Annotated in this window: 11 protein-coding genes; 9 read left to right on the plus strand and 2 right to left on the minus strand. The window is 72.1% G+C overall.

Translation table 11 applies throughout. The annotated features are described in order from the left end of the window. Positions 1-176 precede the first annotated feature (176 nt). The 9 genes from mreB (at position 177) to gatB (ending at position 11,583) form a co-directional block, all read left to right on the plus strand. A complete protein-coding gene (gene mreB / locus IO40_RS0110155) occupies positions 177-1,220 on the plus strand; it encodes a rod shape-determining protein (RefSeq protein ID WP_016469912.1) in 1,044 nt (347 codons plus the stop codon). Between the two features lie 91 nt (positions 1,221-1,311). Next, positions 1,312-2,001, plus strand: a complete 690-nt coding sequence (locus tag IO40_RS0110160; RefSeq protein WP_030408235.1) for an SDR family oxidoreductase — start codon at positions 1,312-1,314, stop codon at positions 1,999-2,001. Between the two features lie 4 nt (positions 2,002-2,005). Next, a complete protein-coding gene (locus IO40_RS0110165) occupies positions 2,006-3,052 on the plus strand; it encodes a methionine synthase (protein ID WP_031175290.1) in 1,047 nt (348 codons plus the stop codon). A 14-nt stretch (positions 3,053-3,066) separates the two neighbouring features. Beyond that, positions 3,067-5,274 (plus strand): NAD-dependent DNA ligase LigA, encoded by a 2,208-nt coding sequence (gene ligA / locus IO40_RS0110170; protein ID WP_031175291.1) that lies wholly within the window; start codon positions 3,067-3,069, stop codon positions 5,272-5,274. A gap of 295 nt (positions 5,275-5,569) precedes the next feature. Continuing rightward, positions 5,570-7,807 carry a putative bifunctional diguanylate cyclase/phosphodiesterase gene (locus tag IO40_RS0110175; RefSeq protein WP_016469916.1) on the plus strand — a complete coding sequence of 746 codons (2,238 nt, stop codon included), beginning with the start codon at positions 5,570-5,572 and terminating at the stop codon, positions 7,805-7,807. A gap of 202 nt (positions 7,808-8,009) precedes the next feature. Then, a complete protein-coding gene (gatC, locus tag IO40_RS0110180) occupies positions 8,010-8,309 on the plus strand; it encodes an Asp-tRNA(Asn)/Glu-tRNA(Gln) amidotransferase subunit GatC (protein ID WP_016469917.1) in 300 nt (99 codons plus the stop codon). Positions 8,310-8,314: 5 nt separating this feature from the next. Then, a complete protein-coding gene (gene gatA, locus IO40_RS0110185) occupies positions 8,315-9,811 on the plus strand; it encodes an Asp-tRNA(Asn)/Glu-tRNA(Gln) amidotransferase subunit GatA (protein WP_016469918.1) in 1,497 nt (498 codons plus the stop codon). Then, positions 9,808-10,050, plus strand: coding sequence for a hypothetical protein (locus IO40_RS0110190; protein ID WP_016469919.1), 243 nt, complete (start codon positions 9,808-9,810; stop codon positions 10,048-10,050). The genes gatA and IO40_RS0110190 overlap by 4 nt, the downstream gene beginning before the upstream one ends. A 24-nt stretch (positions 10,051-10,074) precedes the next feature. Further along, the gene (gene gatB / locus IO40_RS0110195; RefSeq protein WP_016469920.1) at positions 10,075-11,583 is read left to right on the plus strand and encodes an Asp-tRNA(Asn)/Glu-tRNA(Gln) amidotransferase subunit GatB; all 1,509 of its coding nucleotides are present in this window, start codon (positions 10,075-10,077) and stop codon (positions 11,581-11,583) included. A 75-nt stretch (positions 11,584-11,658) separates the two neighbouring features. Here the strand turns inward: gatB and IO40_RS0110200 are convergent, their stop codons facing one another. Continuing rightward, the gene (locus IO40_RS0110200) at positions 11,659-12,636 is read right to left on the minus strand and encodes an MBL fold metallo-hydrolase (protein ID WP_030408237.1); all 978 of its coding nucleotides are present in this window, start codon (positions 12,634-12,636) and stop codon (positions 11,659-11,661) included. A gap of 8 nt (positions 12,637-12,644) precedes the next feature. Beyond that, positions 12,645-12,860: a DUF397 domain-containing protein gene (locus tag IO40_RS0110205; RefSeq protein WP_016469922.1), complete on the minus strand. Its 216-nt coding sequence runs from the start codon at positions 12,858-12,860 to the stop codon at positions 12,645-12,647. Positions 12,861-12,890: the final 30 nt, after the last annotated feature.

A 12,890-nucleotide genomic window follows, 5' to 3' on the forward strand; every position in this document is an offset into this window, starting at 1 on the left:
ATTGCGCGGAAAACGCGCTTTGACCAGCGCCTTTTCGTCTCCAGATTTCTGCCCGCTCAGTGGCGACCACCTGCCGCAGCAAACAGGACAGTTGGGTATGCTGCGGCTGGCAGCACCACAATTGGGCACGACTCGTACCACGTCGTACAACACAGCACCGAACATGGCGAGTACACATGGCTAAGCGCAGCTCTTCGACCGGTTCCCCCTCCTCCGCCCGCTCCAACCCCGCCGCGGCCTTCCGCGGCCGTGACATCGGCATAGATCTCGGTACGGCCAACACCCTGGTGTACGAGCGGGGACGCGGCGTGGTCCTCGACGAGCCCTCCGTCGTGGCGATCGACACGAACACCGGCAAGGTGCTGGCCGTCGGTACGGAGGCCCGGCAGGCGGTCGGCCGTACCCCCGGCTCGATCACCGCCACCCGCCCGCTCAAGGGCGGGGTGATCACCGACTTCGAGGCCACCGAGGGCATGCTGCGGCACTTCATCCGGGCCGCCCGCGGCGGCCGGGGCAGGTCGCCCCGCGTCGTGGTGTGCGTGCCCAGCGGTGTGACGGGAGTCGAGCGGCGGGCGGTGCTGCAGACCGCCAGCAGGGCCGGGGCCCGCTCGGTGCGGCTGATCGAGGAACCGATAGCTGCGGCCATCGGCGCGGGACTGCCCGTGCACGAGGCGCGCGGCTCGATGGTGGTGGACATCGGCGGCGGCAGCACGGAGATCGCCATCATCTCGCTGGGCGGCATGGTCGTCTCCCGCTCGGCGCGGGTCGCGGGCGACGCGATGGACGCGGCCATCGCCGCCTACGTGGAGCGCGAGTTCGCCATCGCCGTCGGGGAGCGCACCGCCGAGGAGATCAAGACGGCCTACGGCACCGCCGACTACATCCCCGTGCGCGGCAGGGACAAGACCACGGGCATGCCGAAGGTCGTGCAGCTGGTGCCCGAGGAGATCGCCGAGGCGCTGGAGCGTCCGGTGCGCGCGGTGGTGGGCGCGGTCCAGGCGGCGTTCGAGGAGTGCCCGCCGGAGCTGTACGGCGACATCATGGAGCGCGGCATCGTGCTGACCGGCGGCGGCGCCCTGCTGCACGGCCTGGACGAGCGGCTGCGCGACGAGACGGGGATGCCGGTGACCATCGCGGACGAGCCCCTCGGATGCGTGGCGCTGGGCACGGGCCGGTGCCTGGAGGAGTACGAGAAGCTGGAGTCGGTCTTCGCCGCCTAGCGGCCCGGGCGCGGCCGGCCGGGCACGCCGGTGACCGGCACCCCGTGCCCGGTGCCGTCCCGGCCCGGGGCGGTGCGGGATCATGGGGAGCATGGCAACACATGTGATCACAGGCGCCGGATCCGGCATCGGAGCCGAGGTGGCGCGGCGCCTCCTGGAGCGGGGCGACACCCTCTACCTGGTCGCGCGGGACGCCGGGCGGGCCGCTCAGCTCGCCGAGCGGTTCCCCGGCGCGCACACGCTGGTCGGCGACCTGGGCGAGCCCGCACGGCTGTCCTGGGCGTTCGAGCACCAGACGCTCCCCGACGAGGTGGACAGCCTCCTGCACATCGCGGGCGTCGTCGAACTCGGCACCATCGGCGACCTCACCCCGAAGCTGTGGAACGCCACCCTGGCCGCCAACCTGGTGGCGCCCGCCGAGCTGACCCGCCTCCTGCTGCCGCAGCTGCGGCGCTCCCGCGGGCACGTCGTCTTCGTCAACTCGGGCGCCGGGCTGCGCGCCAACCCGGAGTGGGGCGCGTACGCCGCCAGCAAGCACGGCCTCAAGGCGCTGGCCGACGCGCTGCGCGGCGAGGAGGCGGACAACGGGGTGCGGGTCACCTCCGTCTACCCGGGGCGGACGGCCACCCCCATGCAGGAGAAGGTCCACCGCCAGGAGGGCAAGGAGTACGAGCCCGGCAAGTGGATCCCGGTCGAGGCGGTGGCCACCACCGTGCTGACGGCCCTCGACCTGCCGAGGGGCGCCGAGGTCACCGACCTGACGGTGCGGCCCGGGGGCTGACGCGGTGAACGACACGCACACCGCCGTCCCCTGGGGTCCGGCGGCAGCCACCGGCATCGGTTCCCTGCCCGGGACCGACGCCCGCGAGGCGGCCAGGACGGCGCTCGGCTCCTTCGAGGACCCTGAGCACCTGCCGTTCCTGCCGGAGCTGCCCGCACGCGGACCCGGCGCCGACATGCTGGGCCGCACCGCCGGCATGCTGGCCGAGCTGTACGTCCAGCTGGAGCCCAGCGGCTGGCGGATCAGCGACCGGCCGGGCCGGGACACCCGGCGCGCCCGGGCCTGGCTGGGCGAAGACCTCGACGCCCTTGAGGAGTTCGCCCAGGAGCTGGGCGACGGGGCGGGCCCGCGCGGGCTGAAGGTGTCCGTCGTCGGCCCGTGGACGCTCGCAGCCGGTATCGAGCGGCGCAACGGCGAGGCGATGCTGGGCGACCACGGCGCCGTCCGCGATCTGGCCGCCTCCCTGGCCGAGGGCGTCTCCGCGCATCTGGCGCAGGTCCGGCGCCGGGTGCCGGGCGCCACACCGGTGCTCCAGCTCGACGAGCCCTCCCTGACCGCCGTGCTGCGCGGCAGCGTGCCCACGGCCAGCGGCTACCGCACCCACCCCGCGGTGGACCGGGCCGTGGTCGAGGCCACCTTGCGGCAGCTGGCCGACGTCCACGACGGGCCGGTGATCGTGCACTCGTGCGCCCCGGACGTCCCCGTCGCGCTGCTGCGCCGGGCCGGTGCCGACGGTATCTCGCTGGACGCCTCGCTGCTCACCGAGCGTGAGGACGAGGCGATCGGTGAGGCCGTCGAAGCGGGCGTGACCCTGTTCGCGGGTGTCGTACCGGCCACCGAGGGCGACGGCCCGGCATTGTCAGACCCTGCCGGTAGCGTCGGGGGTGTCAGGTCGTTGTGGCGCAGGCTCGGGCTGTCCCCGGGCCTGCTCGCCGAGTCCGTCGTGGTCACCCCCACCTGCGGGCTCGCGGGAGCCTCCCCGGCGTACGCACGCCGGGTGCTGGCCCACTGCGCCCGGGCGGCACGATCACTCGCTGACAACCCTCAGTGACGGGAGGACCAACGGTGGCTGGCGAAGAGGATGCGACACCCTCCGCCGAGGCGCGGGAGAAGCACCAGCGCCTCGCGGAGCAGATCGAGGAGCACCGCTTCCGGTACTACGTCAAGGACGCACCGGTCGTCAGCGACGCCGAGTTCGACCGGCTGCTGCGCGAGCTGGAGGCGCTGGAGGAGGAGTACCCCTCCCTGCGCACCCCGGACTCGCCCACGCAGAAGGTCGCCGGGCACTACGAGACGGAGTTCACGGAGGTCGCCCACCGGGAGCGGATGCTCTCCCTGGACAACGCCTTCGACGACGCCGAGCTGGGGGAGTGGGCCGACCGCGTCGCCCGCGAGCTGGAGGGCGTGGACTACCACTTCCTGTGCGAGCTGAAGGTGGACGGCCTGGCCGTCAACCTCACCTACGAGCACGGCCGGCTCACCCGTGCGGCCACCCGCGGCGACGGCCGCACGGGTGAGGACATCACCCCCAACATCCGCACCATCGCGGACATCCCCGAGCGGCTCAGCGGCGAGCGCCTGCCGGAGCTGGTCGAGGTGCGCGGCGAGGTGTTCTTCCCCATGGAGCGCTTCCAGGAGTTGAACGCCCGGCTGGTGGCGGCCGGTGAGAAACCGTTCGCCAACCCGCGCAACGCGGCGGCCGGCTCGCTGCGCCAGAAGGACCCGCGGGTGACGGCGACCCGGCCGCTGCACATGGTGGTGCACGGCATCGGCGCGCTGGAGGGCTTCGACAAGGAGGACTTCGCCCGCCTCTCCCACGCCTACGACCTGCTGCGCGAATGGGGCCTGCCCACCTCCGCGCACGCCAAGGTGGTGGACGGACTGGAGGGGGTGCGCGAGTTCATCGCGTACTACGGCGAGCACCGGCACTCGGTCGAGCACGAGATCGACGGCGTCGTCGTCAAGCTGGACGAGATCCGCCTCCAGGGCCGTCTCGGCGCCACCTCCCGGGCCCCCCGCTGGGCCATCGCCTGGAAGTACGCGCCGGAGGAGGTCAACACCAAGCTGGTGGACATCCGCGTCGGCGTGGGCCGCACCGGCCGGGTCACCCCCTACGCGGTGGTGGAACCGGTCACCGTCGCCGGCTCCGAGGTCGAGTTCGCCACCCTCCACAACCAGGACGTCGTCAAGGCCAAGGGCGTGCTCATCGGCGACACCGTGGTGCTGCGCAAGGCCGGTGACGTCATCCCCGAGATCCTGGGACCGGTCGCCGATCTGCGCGACGGCACCGAGCGGGAGTTCGTGATGCCCGCCGAGTGCCCCGAGTGCGGCTCGCCGCTCCAGCCGATGAAGGAGGGCGACGTCGATCTGCGCTGCCCCAACGCCCGCTCCTGTCCCGCCCAGTTGCGGGAGCGGCTGTTCTACCTGGCGGGCCGCAAATCGCTGGACATCGAGCACTTCGGCTACGTCGTCGCCAGCGCGCTGACCCAGCCGCTGGAGCCGAAGGAACCGCCGCTGCGGGACGAGGGCGGGCTGTTCGACCTGACCGTCGAGGACCTGCTGCCGATCGTGGCGTACGTCGTCGACCAGGACTCGGGACTGCCCAAGCGGGACCCGAAGACCGGCGAGGAGAAGACGGTCACCCTCTTCGCCAACCAGAAGGGCGAGCCCCGCAAGAACACCCTGGCGATGCTGGAGAACATCCAGGCCGCCAAGAGCCGGCCGCTGGCGCGGATCATCACCGGGCTGTCCATCCGCCACGTCGGTCCCGTCGCCGCCGAGGCACTCGCCCGCGAGTTCCGCTCCCTGGACCGCATCGCCGAGGCCGACGAGGAGGAGCTGGCCGCCACCGAGGGCGTCGGCCCCACCATCGCCGCCTCGCTCAAGGCGTGGTTCGCCGAGGACTGGCACCGCGAGATCGTGGAGCGCTGGAGAGCCGCCGGGGTGCGGATGGAGGAGGAGTCCACCGGCGAGGAGGGACCGCGCCCGCTCCAGGGCCTCACCGTCGTCGTCACCGGCACCCTCGCCAGCTACACCCGGGATGGCGCGAAATCGGCCCTCCAGGAACGTGGCGCGAAGGTGACCGGCTCGGTCTCCAAGAAGACCGACTTCGTCGTCGTGGGCGAGAACCCCGGCTCCAAGTACGACAAGGCCGTCCAGGCGAAGGTGCCGATTCTGGACGATGACGGATTCACCGTCCTGTTGGAGCAGGGGCCGGACGCCGCCCGCGAGGCGGCCCTGACTCCTGTGGCGGAGGAGGAAGCGGGCGACTGACGCGGAGCCGGTCACGGACGGCGAGTCCGGGGCGAACCCCCAACAGGCCCGCGACCGGCCGCCGTTCACGCACAGGCCACATCCAGCCACCCGGACCCCCTCCCTCACGGGGTCCGGGCGGCCGGACCTCCCCTCCCACCGGCCCCGCCCGGACCGGCAGTTGGGGTCGAGTGGCACAGACGCATTCAGGCAACCACGGCCGATCGCTGCCCCTCTTCCCAGGCGGCGGCCTACTGTTGACATAGACGCCTGTCGTGGCGAGGGGCAGGCGTGGACGGCTGCGAGAGGGACCAGGATGCTGGATTTCTCCGGGGGATCCGGGCCCCCGTTCTCCCACCTGCCCTCGGACGGCAACCGGGGCAGGTCGGCACGGAAGAGCGGGGCGGACAAAACGGCGGGCCGGGCCCGCACACCGCTCGGCGGCGCCGGGCCCGAACCCGGCACGCCGCCGGGCGCACCCGGCAGCGCCCCACAGGGCGGCGGCCGGAGTGACGATCCGCACTGGCTCCAGCGGCTGATCGCGCCACGGCCGCCGATGCTGCCCGCACTCGTCCTGACCGTCGCCGCCCTGGCACTGGCCGGCGGTGTGGCACGGCTCCTGTGGGAAGGGCACGCCCTCTTCCCCGGAGGCGCCGTCGGCTGGGCGTTCGCGGTGCTCACCGGGTGCGTCGTCGCCCACCTCGTCACCATGAGCCGGGACAGGTGGTGGGGCGGCACCGGATCGGGACCCGCGCTCACCCTCGCGATCCTGCTCCTGCACGGCTGGGTGCCGGCCCTGCTCGTCTCCCTCGCCGTCGTCGTCCTGGTCGGAGCCGCACGCCGCCACAAATGGCGCCAGGCCCTCGTGCACGGCGCCATCGACATCCTGGGCATCGGCGCCGCCAGCCTCTCCCTCTCCCTGTGCGGTGTCTGCCCCTACGTCGAGCAGCCGTGGCGCACCGACGACTGGGACCTGGCGGCCCTCGGCGAGATCCCCCTGGTGACCGCCGTCTACCTGGCGGTGACCCGCGCACTCCAGTGGTACTGCTTCGCCCCGCGCACCCGCTCCCTGCCCTCCGTGCTGCGCACCGCCCTGGTGCGGCAAGGACTGGTCGCCGTCGCCCTGCTGGGCATCGCCCCCCTGATCGTGGCGGTCGCCGACCACACGCCGTTGCTGCTGCCGCTGTTCGCCGTCCCGCTGATCGCGCTCGACTCCACCTTGCGCATCGCCCGCGCCCGCGCCGAGGAACAGCTGCGCGACCCGCTCACCGGGCTGCCCAACCGGCTGTGGCTGCTGGAGCGTACCTGGGCCGCGCTGGACGAGGCCGAACGCACCGGGACCCGCTCCGCGCTCGTCCTCATCGACCTCGACCGCTTCCGTTCCGTCAACGACACCCTCGGCCACCTGGCCGGCGACCGGCTGCTCCTCCAGATCGCGGACCGGCTCCGCGCCGCGCTGCCCCGCGGCGCCGAGGCCGCCCGGCTCGGCGGTGACGAATTCGCCGTCCTGCTGCCCGTCGCCGACTCCACCACCAGCGCCCAGCGCGTCGCCCGCGGTCTCGTCTCCGCCCTCAGCTCGCCCCTCGACCTCGACGGCCTCACCCTCGTCCTCGAAGCCAGCGCCGGCGTCGCCGTCTACCCCGAACACGCCACCGAGGCCGAAGGGCTCCTGCGCCGCGCCGACGTGGCCATGTACGAGGCCAAGCGCGACCGCACCGCCGTCGAGGTCTACGAGGCCACCCGCGACGGCAACACCCCCGACCGGCTCGGCCTCCTCGCCGACCTGCGGCGCGCGCTCGACGCCGGCGAGGTCGAACTCCACTACCAGCCCAAGGTCGGCTTCGACGGCACCGTCTCCGGGCTCGAAGCGCTCGTCCGCTGGGTCCACCCCGAACGCGGCCGGGTCCCCCCGGACGAGTTCATCGCCATCGCCGAGACGTCCGGCCTCATGCCCCGGCTCACCGAGTACGTCCTGGAGACGGCGCTGGCCCAGGTCGCGCTGTGGCGTGCCGCCGGCCTCACCGTGCCGGTCGCCGTCAACGTCTCCCCGCGCGACGTCCACTCACCGGGCTTCGCCGGCGCCGTCGCCGCACGGCTGGCCCGCCACGGGGTGCCGCCCGGGGCGCTCCAGTTGGAGATCACCGAACACGTGCTGCTGGAGGACCCGCAGCAGGCCGCCGACACCCTCGCCGGGCTCACCGGGCACGGCGTGAAGATGTCCCTGGACGATTTCGGCACCGGGTACTCCTCCCTCGTCCACCTGCGCCGGCTGCCGGTCAGCGAACTCAAGATCGACCGCTCGTTCGTGGCGCGGCTCGCCGTGGACACCGAGGACGCGGAGATCGTCCGCTGCACCGTCGATCTCGCGCACTCGCTCGGTCTGCTGGTGGTGGCCGAAGGGGTGGAGGACGACGAGACCTGGGAGCGGCTGCGGGACCTGGGCTGTGACGCGGTCCAGGGCTGGCTGGTGGCCGCGGCGATGCCGCCCGGTGAGACCACCGCGTGGCTGAGGGCCCGCGAGGTCCCCGCCCCCTTACCGACCAGCACCTCGTGAGGGTGCCGGCGTCCACGGCGGCCGGCAGCCGGGCCCCTGCCGCAAGGGCGCCGGGGGCCTGAGACCCGCCTGGCGGGGAAGCGGACAAGGACTGGTGCCCCGGTCATGGGGCACCAGTGGTGGAGTGTTTCGTCCGCACCGGTGCGGGCCCCATAGGATTGGGGCGGACAATCCGACACTCACCCATCAAGAGGACCGCTGCATGCCTGGCATCTCACGCGAGGAGGTCGCCCACCTCGCGAAGCTGGCGCGCCTGGAGCTGAAAGACGAAGAGCTCGACCACTTCGCCACTCAGCTGGACGACATCATCGGCGCGGTCGCCGCCGTCTCCGATGTCGCCGACGAGGACGTCCCGCCGACCTCCCACCCGCTGCCGCTCACCAACGTCATGCGACAGGACGAGGTCACCGAGTCGCTGACCCCCCAGCAGGCGCTCTCGGGCGCGCCGGCGCAGGAGCAGCAGCGTTTCAAGGTGCCGCAGATCCTGGGAGAGGAGTCGTGACCGGGATGTCCGGCGAACTGATCAAGCTGACCGCCGCCGAGCTGGCGGCGAAGATCGCGAGCGGTGAGGTCACCGCCGTGGAGGCGACCGAGGCGCATCTGGCCCGGATCGCCGCGGTGGACGAGAAGGTCAACGCCTTCCTGCACGTGGACCGCGAGGGCGCGCTGGCCCAGGCGCGCGAGGTGGACGCCAAGCGGGAGCGCGGTGAGAAGCTGGGCCCGCTGGCCGGTGTCCCGCTCGCGCTGAAGGACCTGTTCACCACGGAGGGGGTGCCGACCACCGCGGGCTCCAAGATGCTTGAGGGCTGGATCCCGCCGTACGACGCGACGGTCACCAAGCGGCTGAAGGACGCGGACGTCGTCATCCTCGGCAAGACCAACATGGACGAGTTCGCCATGGGGTCCTCCACCGAGAACAGCGCCTACGGCCCGACGGCGAACCCGTGGGACCTCACCCGTATCCCGGGCGGTTCCGGCGGCGGCTCGTCCGCCTCGCTCGCGGCCTTCATGGCGCCGCTGGCCATCGGCACGGACACCGGTGGTTCGATCCGCCAGCCCGCGGCCGTGACCGGCACGGTCGGCGTGAAGCCGACCTACGGCGGCGTCTCCCGCTACGGCATGATCGCCTTCTCCTCCTCCCTGGACCAGGGCGGCCCGTGCGCCCGCACGGTGCTGGACGCGGCGCTGCTGCACAGCGTGATCGCGGGGCACGACGAGAAGGACTCGACGTCCATCGCGCAGCCGGTGCCGGACGTGGTGGCCGCCGCGCGCAACGGCGACGTCAAGGGCATGCGCGTCGGCGTCGTCAAGGAGTTCCGCGGCGAGGGCTACCAGGCCGGTGTGATGCAGCGCTTCGACGAGTCCGTCGAGCTGCTGCGCGAGCTGGGCGCCGAGGTGGTGGAGCTGTCCTGCCCGTCGTTCACCAAGGCGCTGGCGGCCTACTACCTGATCGCGCCCTCGGAGTGCTCCTCGAACCTGGCCCGGTTCGACGCGATGCGTTACGGCCTGCGCGTCGGGGACGACGGCAGCCACTCGGCCGAGGAGGTCACGGCGCTCACCCGCGAGGCCGGGTTCGGCCCCGAGGTCAAGCGCCGTGTGATGCTCGGTACGTACGCGCTCAGCTCCGGCTACTACGACGCCTACTACGGTTCGGCGCAGAAGGTCCGTACGCTGATCACCCGGGACTTCGAGAAGGCTTTCGAGCAGGTCGACGTGGTGGTCTCGCCGACGACGCCCACGACCGCGTTCCCGATCGGGGAGCGGGTGGACGACCCGATGGCGATGTACCTCGCCGACCTGTGCACCATCCCGTCCAACCTGGCGGGCAACGCCGCCATGTCGATCCCGTGCGGTCTCGCACCGGAGGACGGGCTCCCGGTGGGGCTCCAGATCGTCGCTCCCGCCATGGCCGATGACAGGCTCTACCGTGTCGGTGCGGCCGTCGAGGCCGCCTTCCAGGCACGTTGGGGTCACCCGCTGCTAGAGGAGGCACCGTCGCTGTGAGTTCCAAGCTGGAGAAGGCCAAGGGATTCAAGAAGTCCAGGACCGGTCTGTACTTCTCGATCGCCACGTCGCTGATCGGTGTCCCGGGCACGATCAAGCGTGCCAAGGAGGCCAAGAAGGAAGGGGACACGCTGCAGCTGATCGATGTGGCGGTCTCCGCCGCCGGCATCGTCACGGGCGTCGTCCTGCTCGTGCGTGAGCTGCGGCGTCTGGACGTCGACGACATCCTCGACGACTGAGCGGGAGAGAAAGGTACGTTTTCCGTGACCGTCACCGAACTGGTGTCGTACGACGAGGCGCTGGCCTCCTACGACCCCGTCATGGGCCTGGAGGTCCACGTCGAGCTCGGCACCAGGACCAAGATGTTCTGCGGCTGCTCGACCGAGCTGGGCGCCGAGGCCAACAGCCAGGTCTGCCCGACCTGCCTGGGCCTGCCCGGCGCGCTGCCCGTGGTCAACAAGGCGGGCGTGGAGTCCGCCATCCGTATCGGCCTGGCGCTCAACTGCTCCATCGCCGACTGGTGCCGCTTCGCCCGGAAGAACTACTTCTATCCGGACATGCCGAAGAACTTCCAGACCTCCCAGTACGACGAGCCGATCGCCTTCGACGGCTATCTGGACGTCCAGCTGGAGGACGGCGAGGTCTTCCGCGTGGAGATCGAGCGCGCCCACATGGAGGAGGACACGGGCAAGTCCACCCACGTGGGCGGGGCCACCGGCCGCATCCACGGTGCCTCGCACTCGCTGCTGGACTACAACCGTGCGGGCATCCCGCTCATCGAGATCGTCACCAAGCCCATCGTGGGCGCCGGTGAGCGCGCCCCCGAGGTCGCCAAGGCGTACGTGGCCGAGCTGCGTGAGCTGATCAAGGCGCTGGGCGTCTCCGAGGCCCGGATGGAGATGGGCCAGATGCGCTGCGACGTCAACCTGTCGCTGCGTCCGAAGGGCACCGAGAAGTTCGGCACCCGCAGCGAGACGAAGAACGTCAACTCGCTGCGGAGCGTGGAGCGGGCGGCCCGGTTCGAGATCCAGCGGCACGCCGCGGTGCTCTCGTCGGGCGGCACGATCATCCAGGAGACGCGCCACTTCCACGAGGACACCGGCTCGACCACCTCCGGCCGCGTCAAGGAGGAGGCCGAGGACTACCGCTACTTCCCGGAGCCCGACCTGGTGCCGGTCGCCCCCTCCCGGGAGTGGGTGGAGGAGCTGCGGGCCACCCTGCCGGAGCTGCCCCGGGTACGCCGGATGCGGCTGCGCGAGGAGTGGGGCATCTCCGCGCACGAGATGCAGTCCGTGCTCAACGCCGGCGCCGTCGACCCGATCGTGGCCACCGTGGAGGCCGGCGCCCCCGCCGACCAGGCCCGCAAGTGGTGGATGGGTGAGCTGGCCCGCCGTGCCAACGAGGACGGCGTGGAGCTGACCGCGCTGGCCATCACCCCCGAGCAGGTCGCCCGGATCTGCGCGCTGGTCGCCGAGGGCTCCCTCAACGACAAGCTGGCCCGGCAGACCATCGAGGGCGTACTGGCCGGGGAGGGCACCCCGGACGAGGTCGTCGAGAAGCGCGGCCTCAAGATCGTCTCCGACGAGGGTGCGCTGGGCAAGGCCGTGGACGAGGCCATCGCCGGCAACCCGGACGTCGCGGAGAAGATCCGCGGCGGCAAGGTGCAGGCTGCCGGCGCCCTGGTCGGCGCCGTCATGAAGGCCACCCGTGGTCAGGCGGACGCCGCCCGCGCCCGCCAGATGATCCTGGAGCGGCTGGGCGTCGAGGGCTGACGCCGCACGACCCATGACGAACGCCCCCGGTGGAGGTCCCCACCGGGGGCGTTCGCCGTCGCACCGGCCGGCCCGTCAGCCTGCGGAGAACTCCTCGGCGAAGGCCGCCATGTCGGGGATGACATGGGCTATCGGCTGCGGCTCGGTACCGTCCAGGTGCCGGTACTCGGTGCCGACGGTCACCACCAGCCGCTCCACCAGGCCAAGTTCCGGCCACTCGTTCTCCCGCGCCAGGGTGCGGGCCGCCTCCAGCGCGGGCAGCCCCTGGGCATGCAGGGCGTGCGTCCGCTCGCGTACGCGGCTGAGGTAGCCGATGTGGGCGCGCAGCCCGTCCTGGCCGAGCACCGGCCCGTGACCGGGCACGATGGTGCGCGCACCCGTGGCCAGCACCTGCTCGCAGGCCGCGATGACGTTCTCCAGCGGCCCCGCCCAGTGCACCGCGTGGTCGCCCGGGCTCTCCGGCGTCGAGGCGAAGACGATGTCACCCGTGAAGACGACACCGTGCTGGGGGAGATGCACGGTCAGATCGCCCGTCGTGTGGGCCGGCGGCAGACTGGTCAGCAGCACCGGCCGCCCCCCGACCGTCAGCTCCAGGGTGCCCTCGAAAACGGTCGAGGGGTTCCGCACGGTGGTGCGGGACCAGTCGAAGTGGCCGAAGTGCTCGCCCAGGTACCGGCCCACCTGGGAGCCCGACCCCGCCGTCCCGATCAGCCCCGCCAACTGCTGCGGCGTCGGCTCCAGCTCGATGTGGTGCCGCGCCTCACGGGTGGCGATCACCTCCGCGTCCGGCACCACGTCGGCGCCCCACAGATGGTCGCCATTGGCGTGCGTGACGACGACGCGGGAGATGTCCGCGCCGTCGCCGAGCACCTCGCGTGACGCGGCGAGGAACGTCTCGGCCAGCGGCCGGTCGTACGGGGTGTCGATCCACAGCCCGCCGTCCGCACCGGCGAGCAGCCCGCAGTTGGCCAGACCCCACCCGCGCCGCGGGGGATTCCACAGGTAGAGGCCGTCGCCGAGATCACGGAGGGAGGAGGGGGAGAGCGTTTCCATGCGGGCGATTATCCAGTGGCCCCTTCCCGGGGCTTGACGTGGGTGACGAACCGCGCCCACACCTCGCGGGGGAAGACGAGAGTGGGCTGGTGCGCGTCCCCGCGCTGCTTGGTGTCCCGCACCGGGACGGTGGCGTCGAGGTTGGTGGCGACTTCGACGCACGCCTCCCGGTCGTCGCTGTAGCTGCTGGTGCGCCAGGCGGGTGCGGGGGTGCGCTGGATCATGAGCGGTACTCCTGGGCTACTCGGTGGGTG

The organism is Streptomyces albus subsp. albus (assembly GCF_000725885.1).
Taxonomy (GTDB): Bacteria; Actinomycetota; Actinomycetes; order Streptomycetales; family Streptomycetaceae; genus Streptomyces; species Streptomyces albus.

Coding starts and splice junctions, on each gene's coding strand:
- gatA (WP_016469918.1), top strand. CDS start 8,315: ATGTCCGGCGAACTGATCAAGCTGACCGCCGCCGAGCTGGCGGCGAAG.
- IO40_RS0110205 (WP_016469922.1), bottom strand. CDS start 12,860: ATGATCCAGCGCACCCCCGCACCCGCCTGGCGCACCAGCAGCTACAGC.
- mreB (WP_016469912.1), top strand. CDS start 177: ATGGCTAAGCGCAGCTCTTCGACCGGTTCCCCCTCCTCCGCCCGCTCC.
- IO40_RS0110160 (WP_030408235.1), top strand. CDS start 1,312: ATGGCAACACATGTGATCACAGGCGCCGGATCCGGCATCGGAGCCGAG.
- IO40_RS0110175 (WP_016469916.1), top strand. CDS start 5,570: ATGCTGGATTTCTCCGGGGGATCCGGGCCCCCGTTCTCCCACCTGCCC.
- IO40_RS0110200 (WP_030408237.1), bottom strand. CDS start 12,636: ATGGAAACGCTCTCCCCCTCCTCCCTCCGTGATCTCGGCGACGGCCTC.
- gatC (WP_016469917.1), top strand. CDS start 8,010: ATGCCTGGCATCTCACGCGAGGAGGTCGCCCACCTCGCGAAGCTGGCG.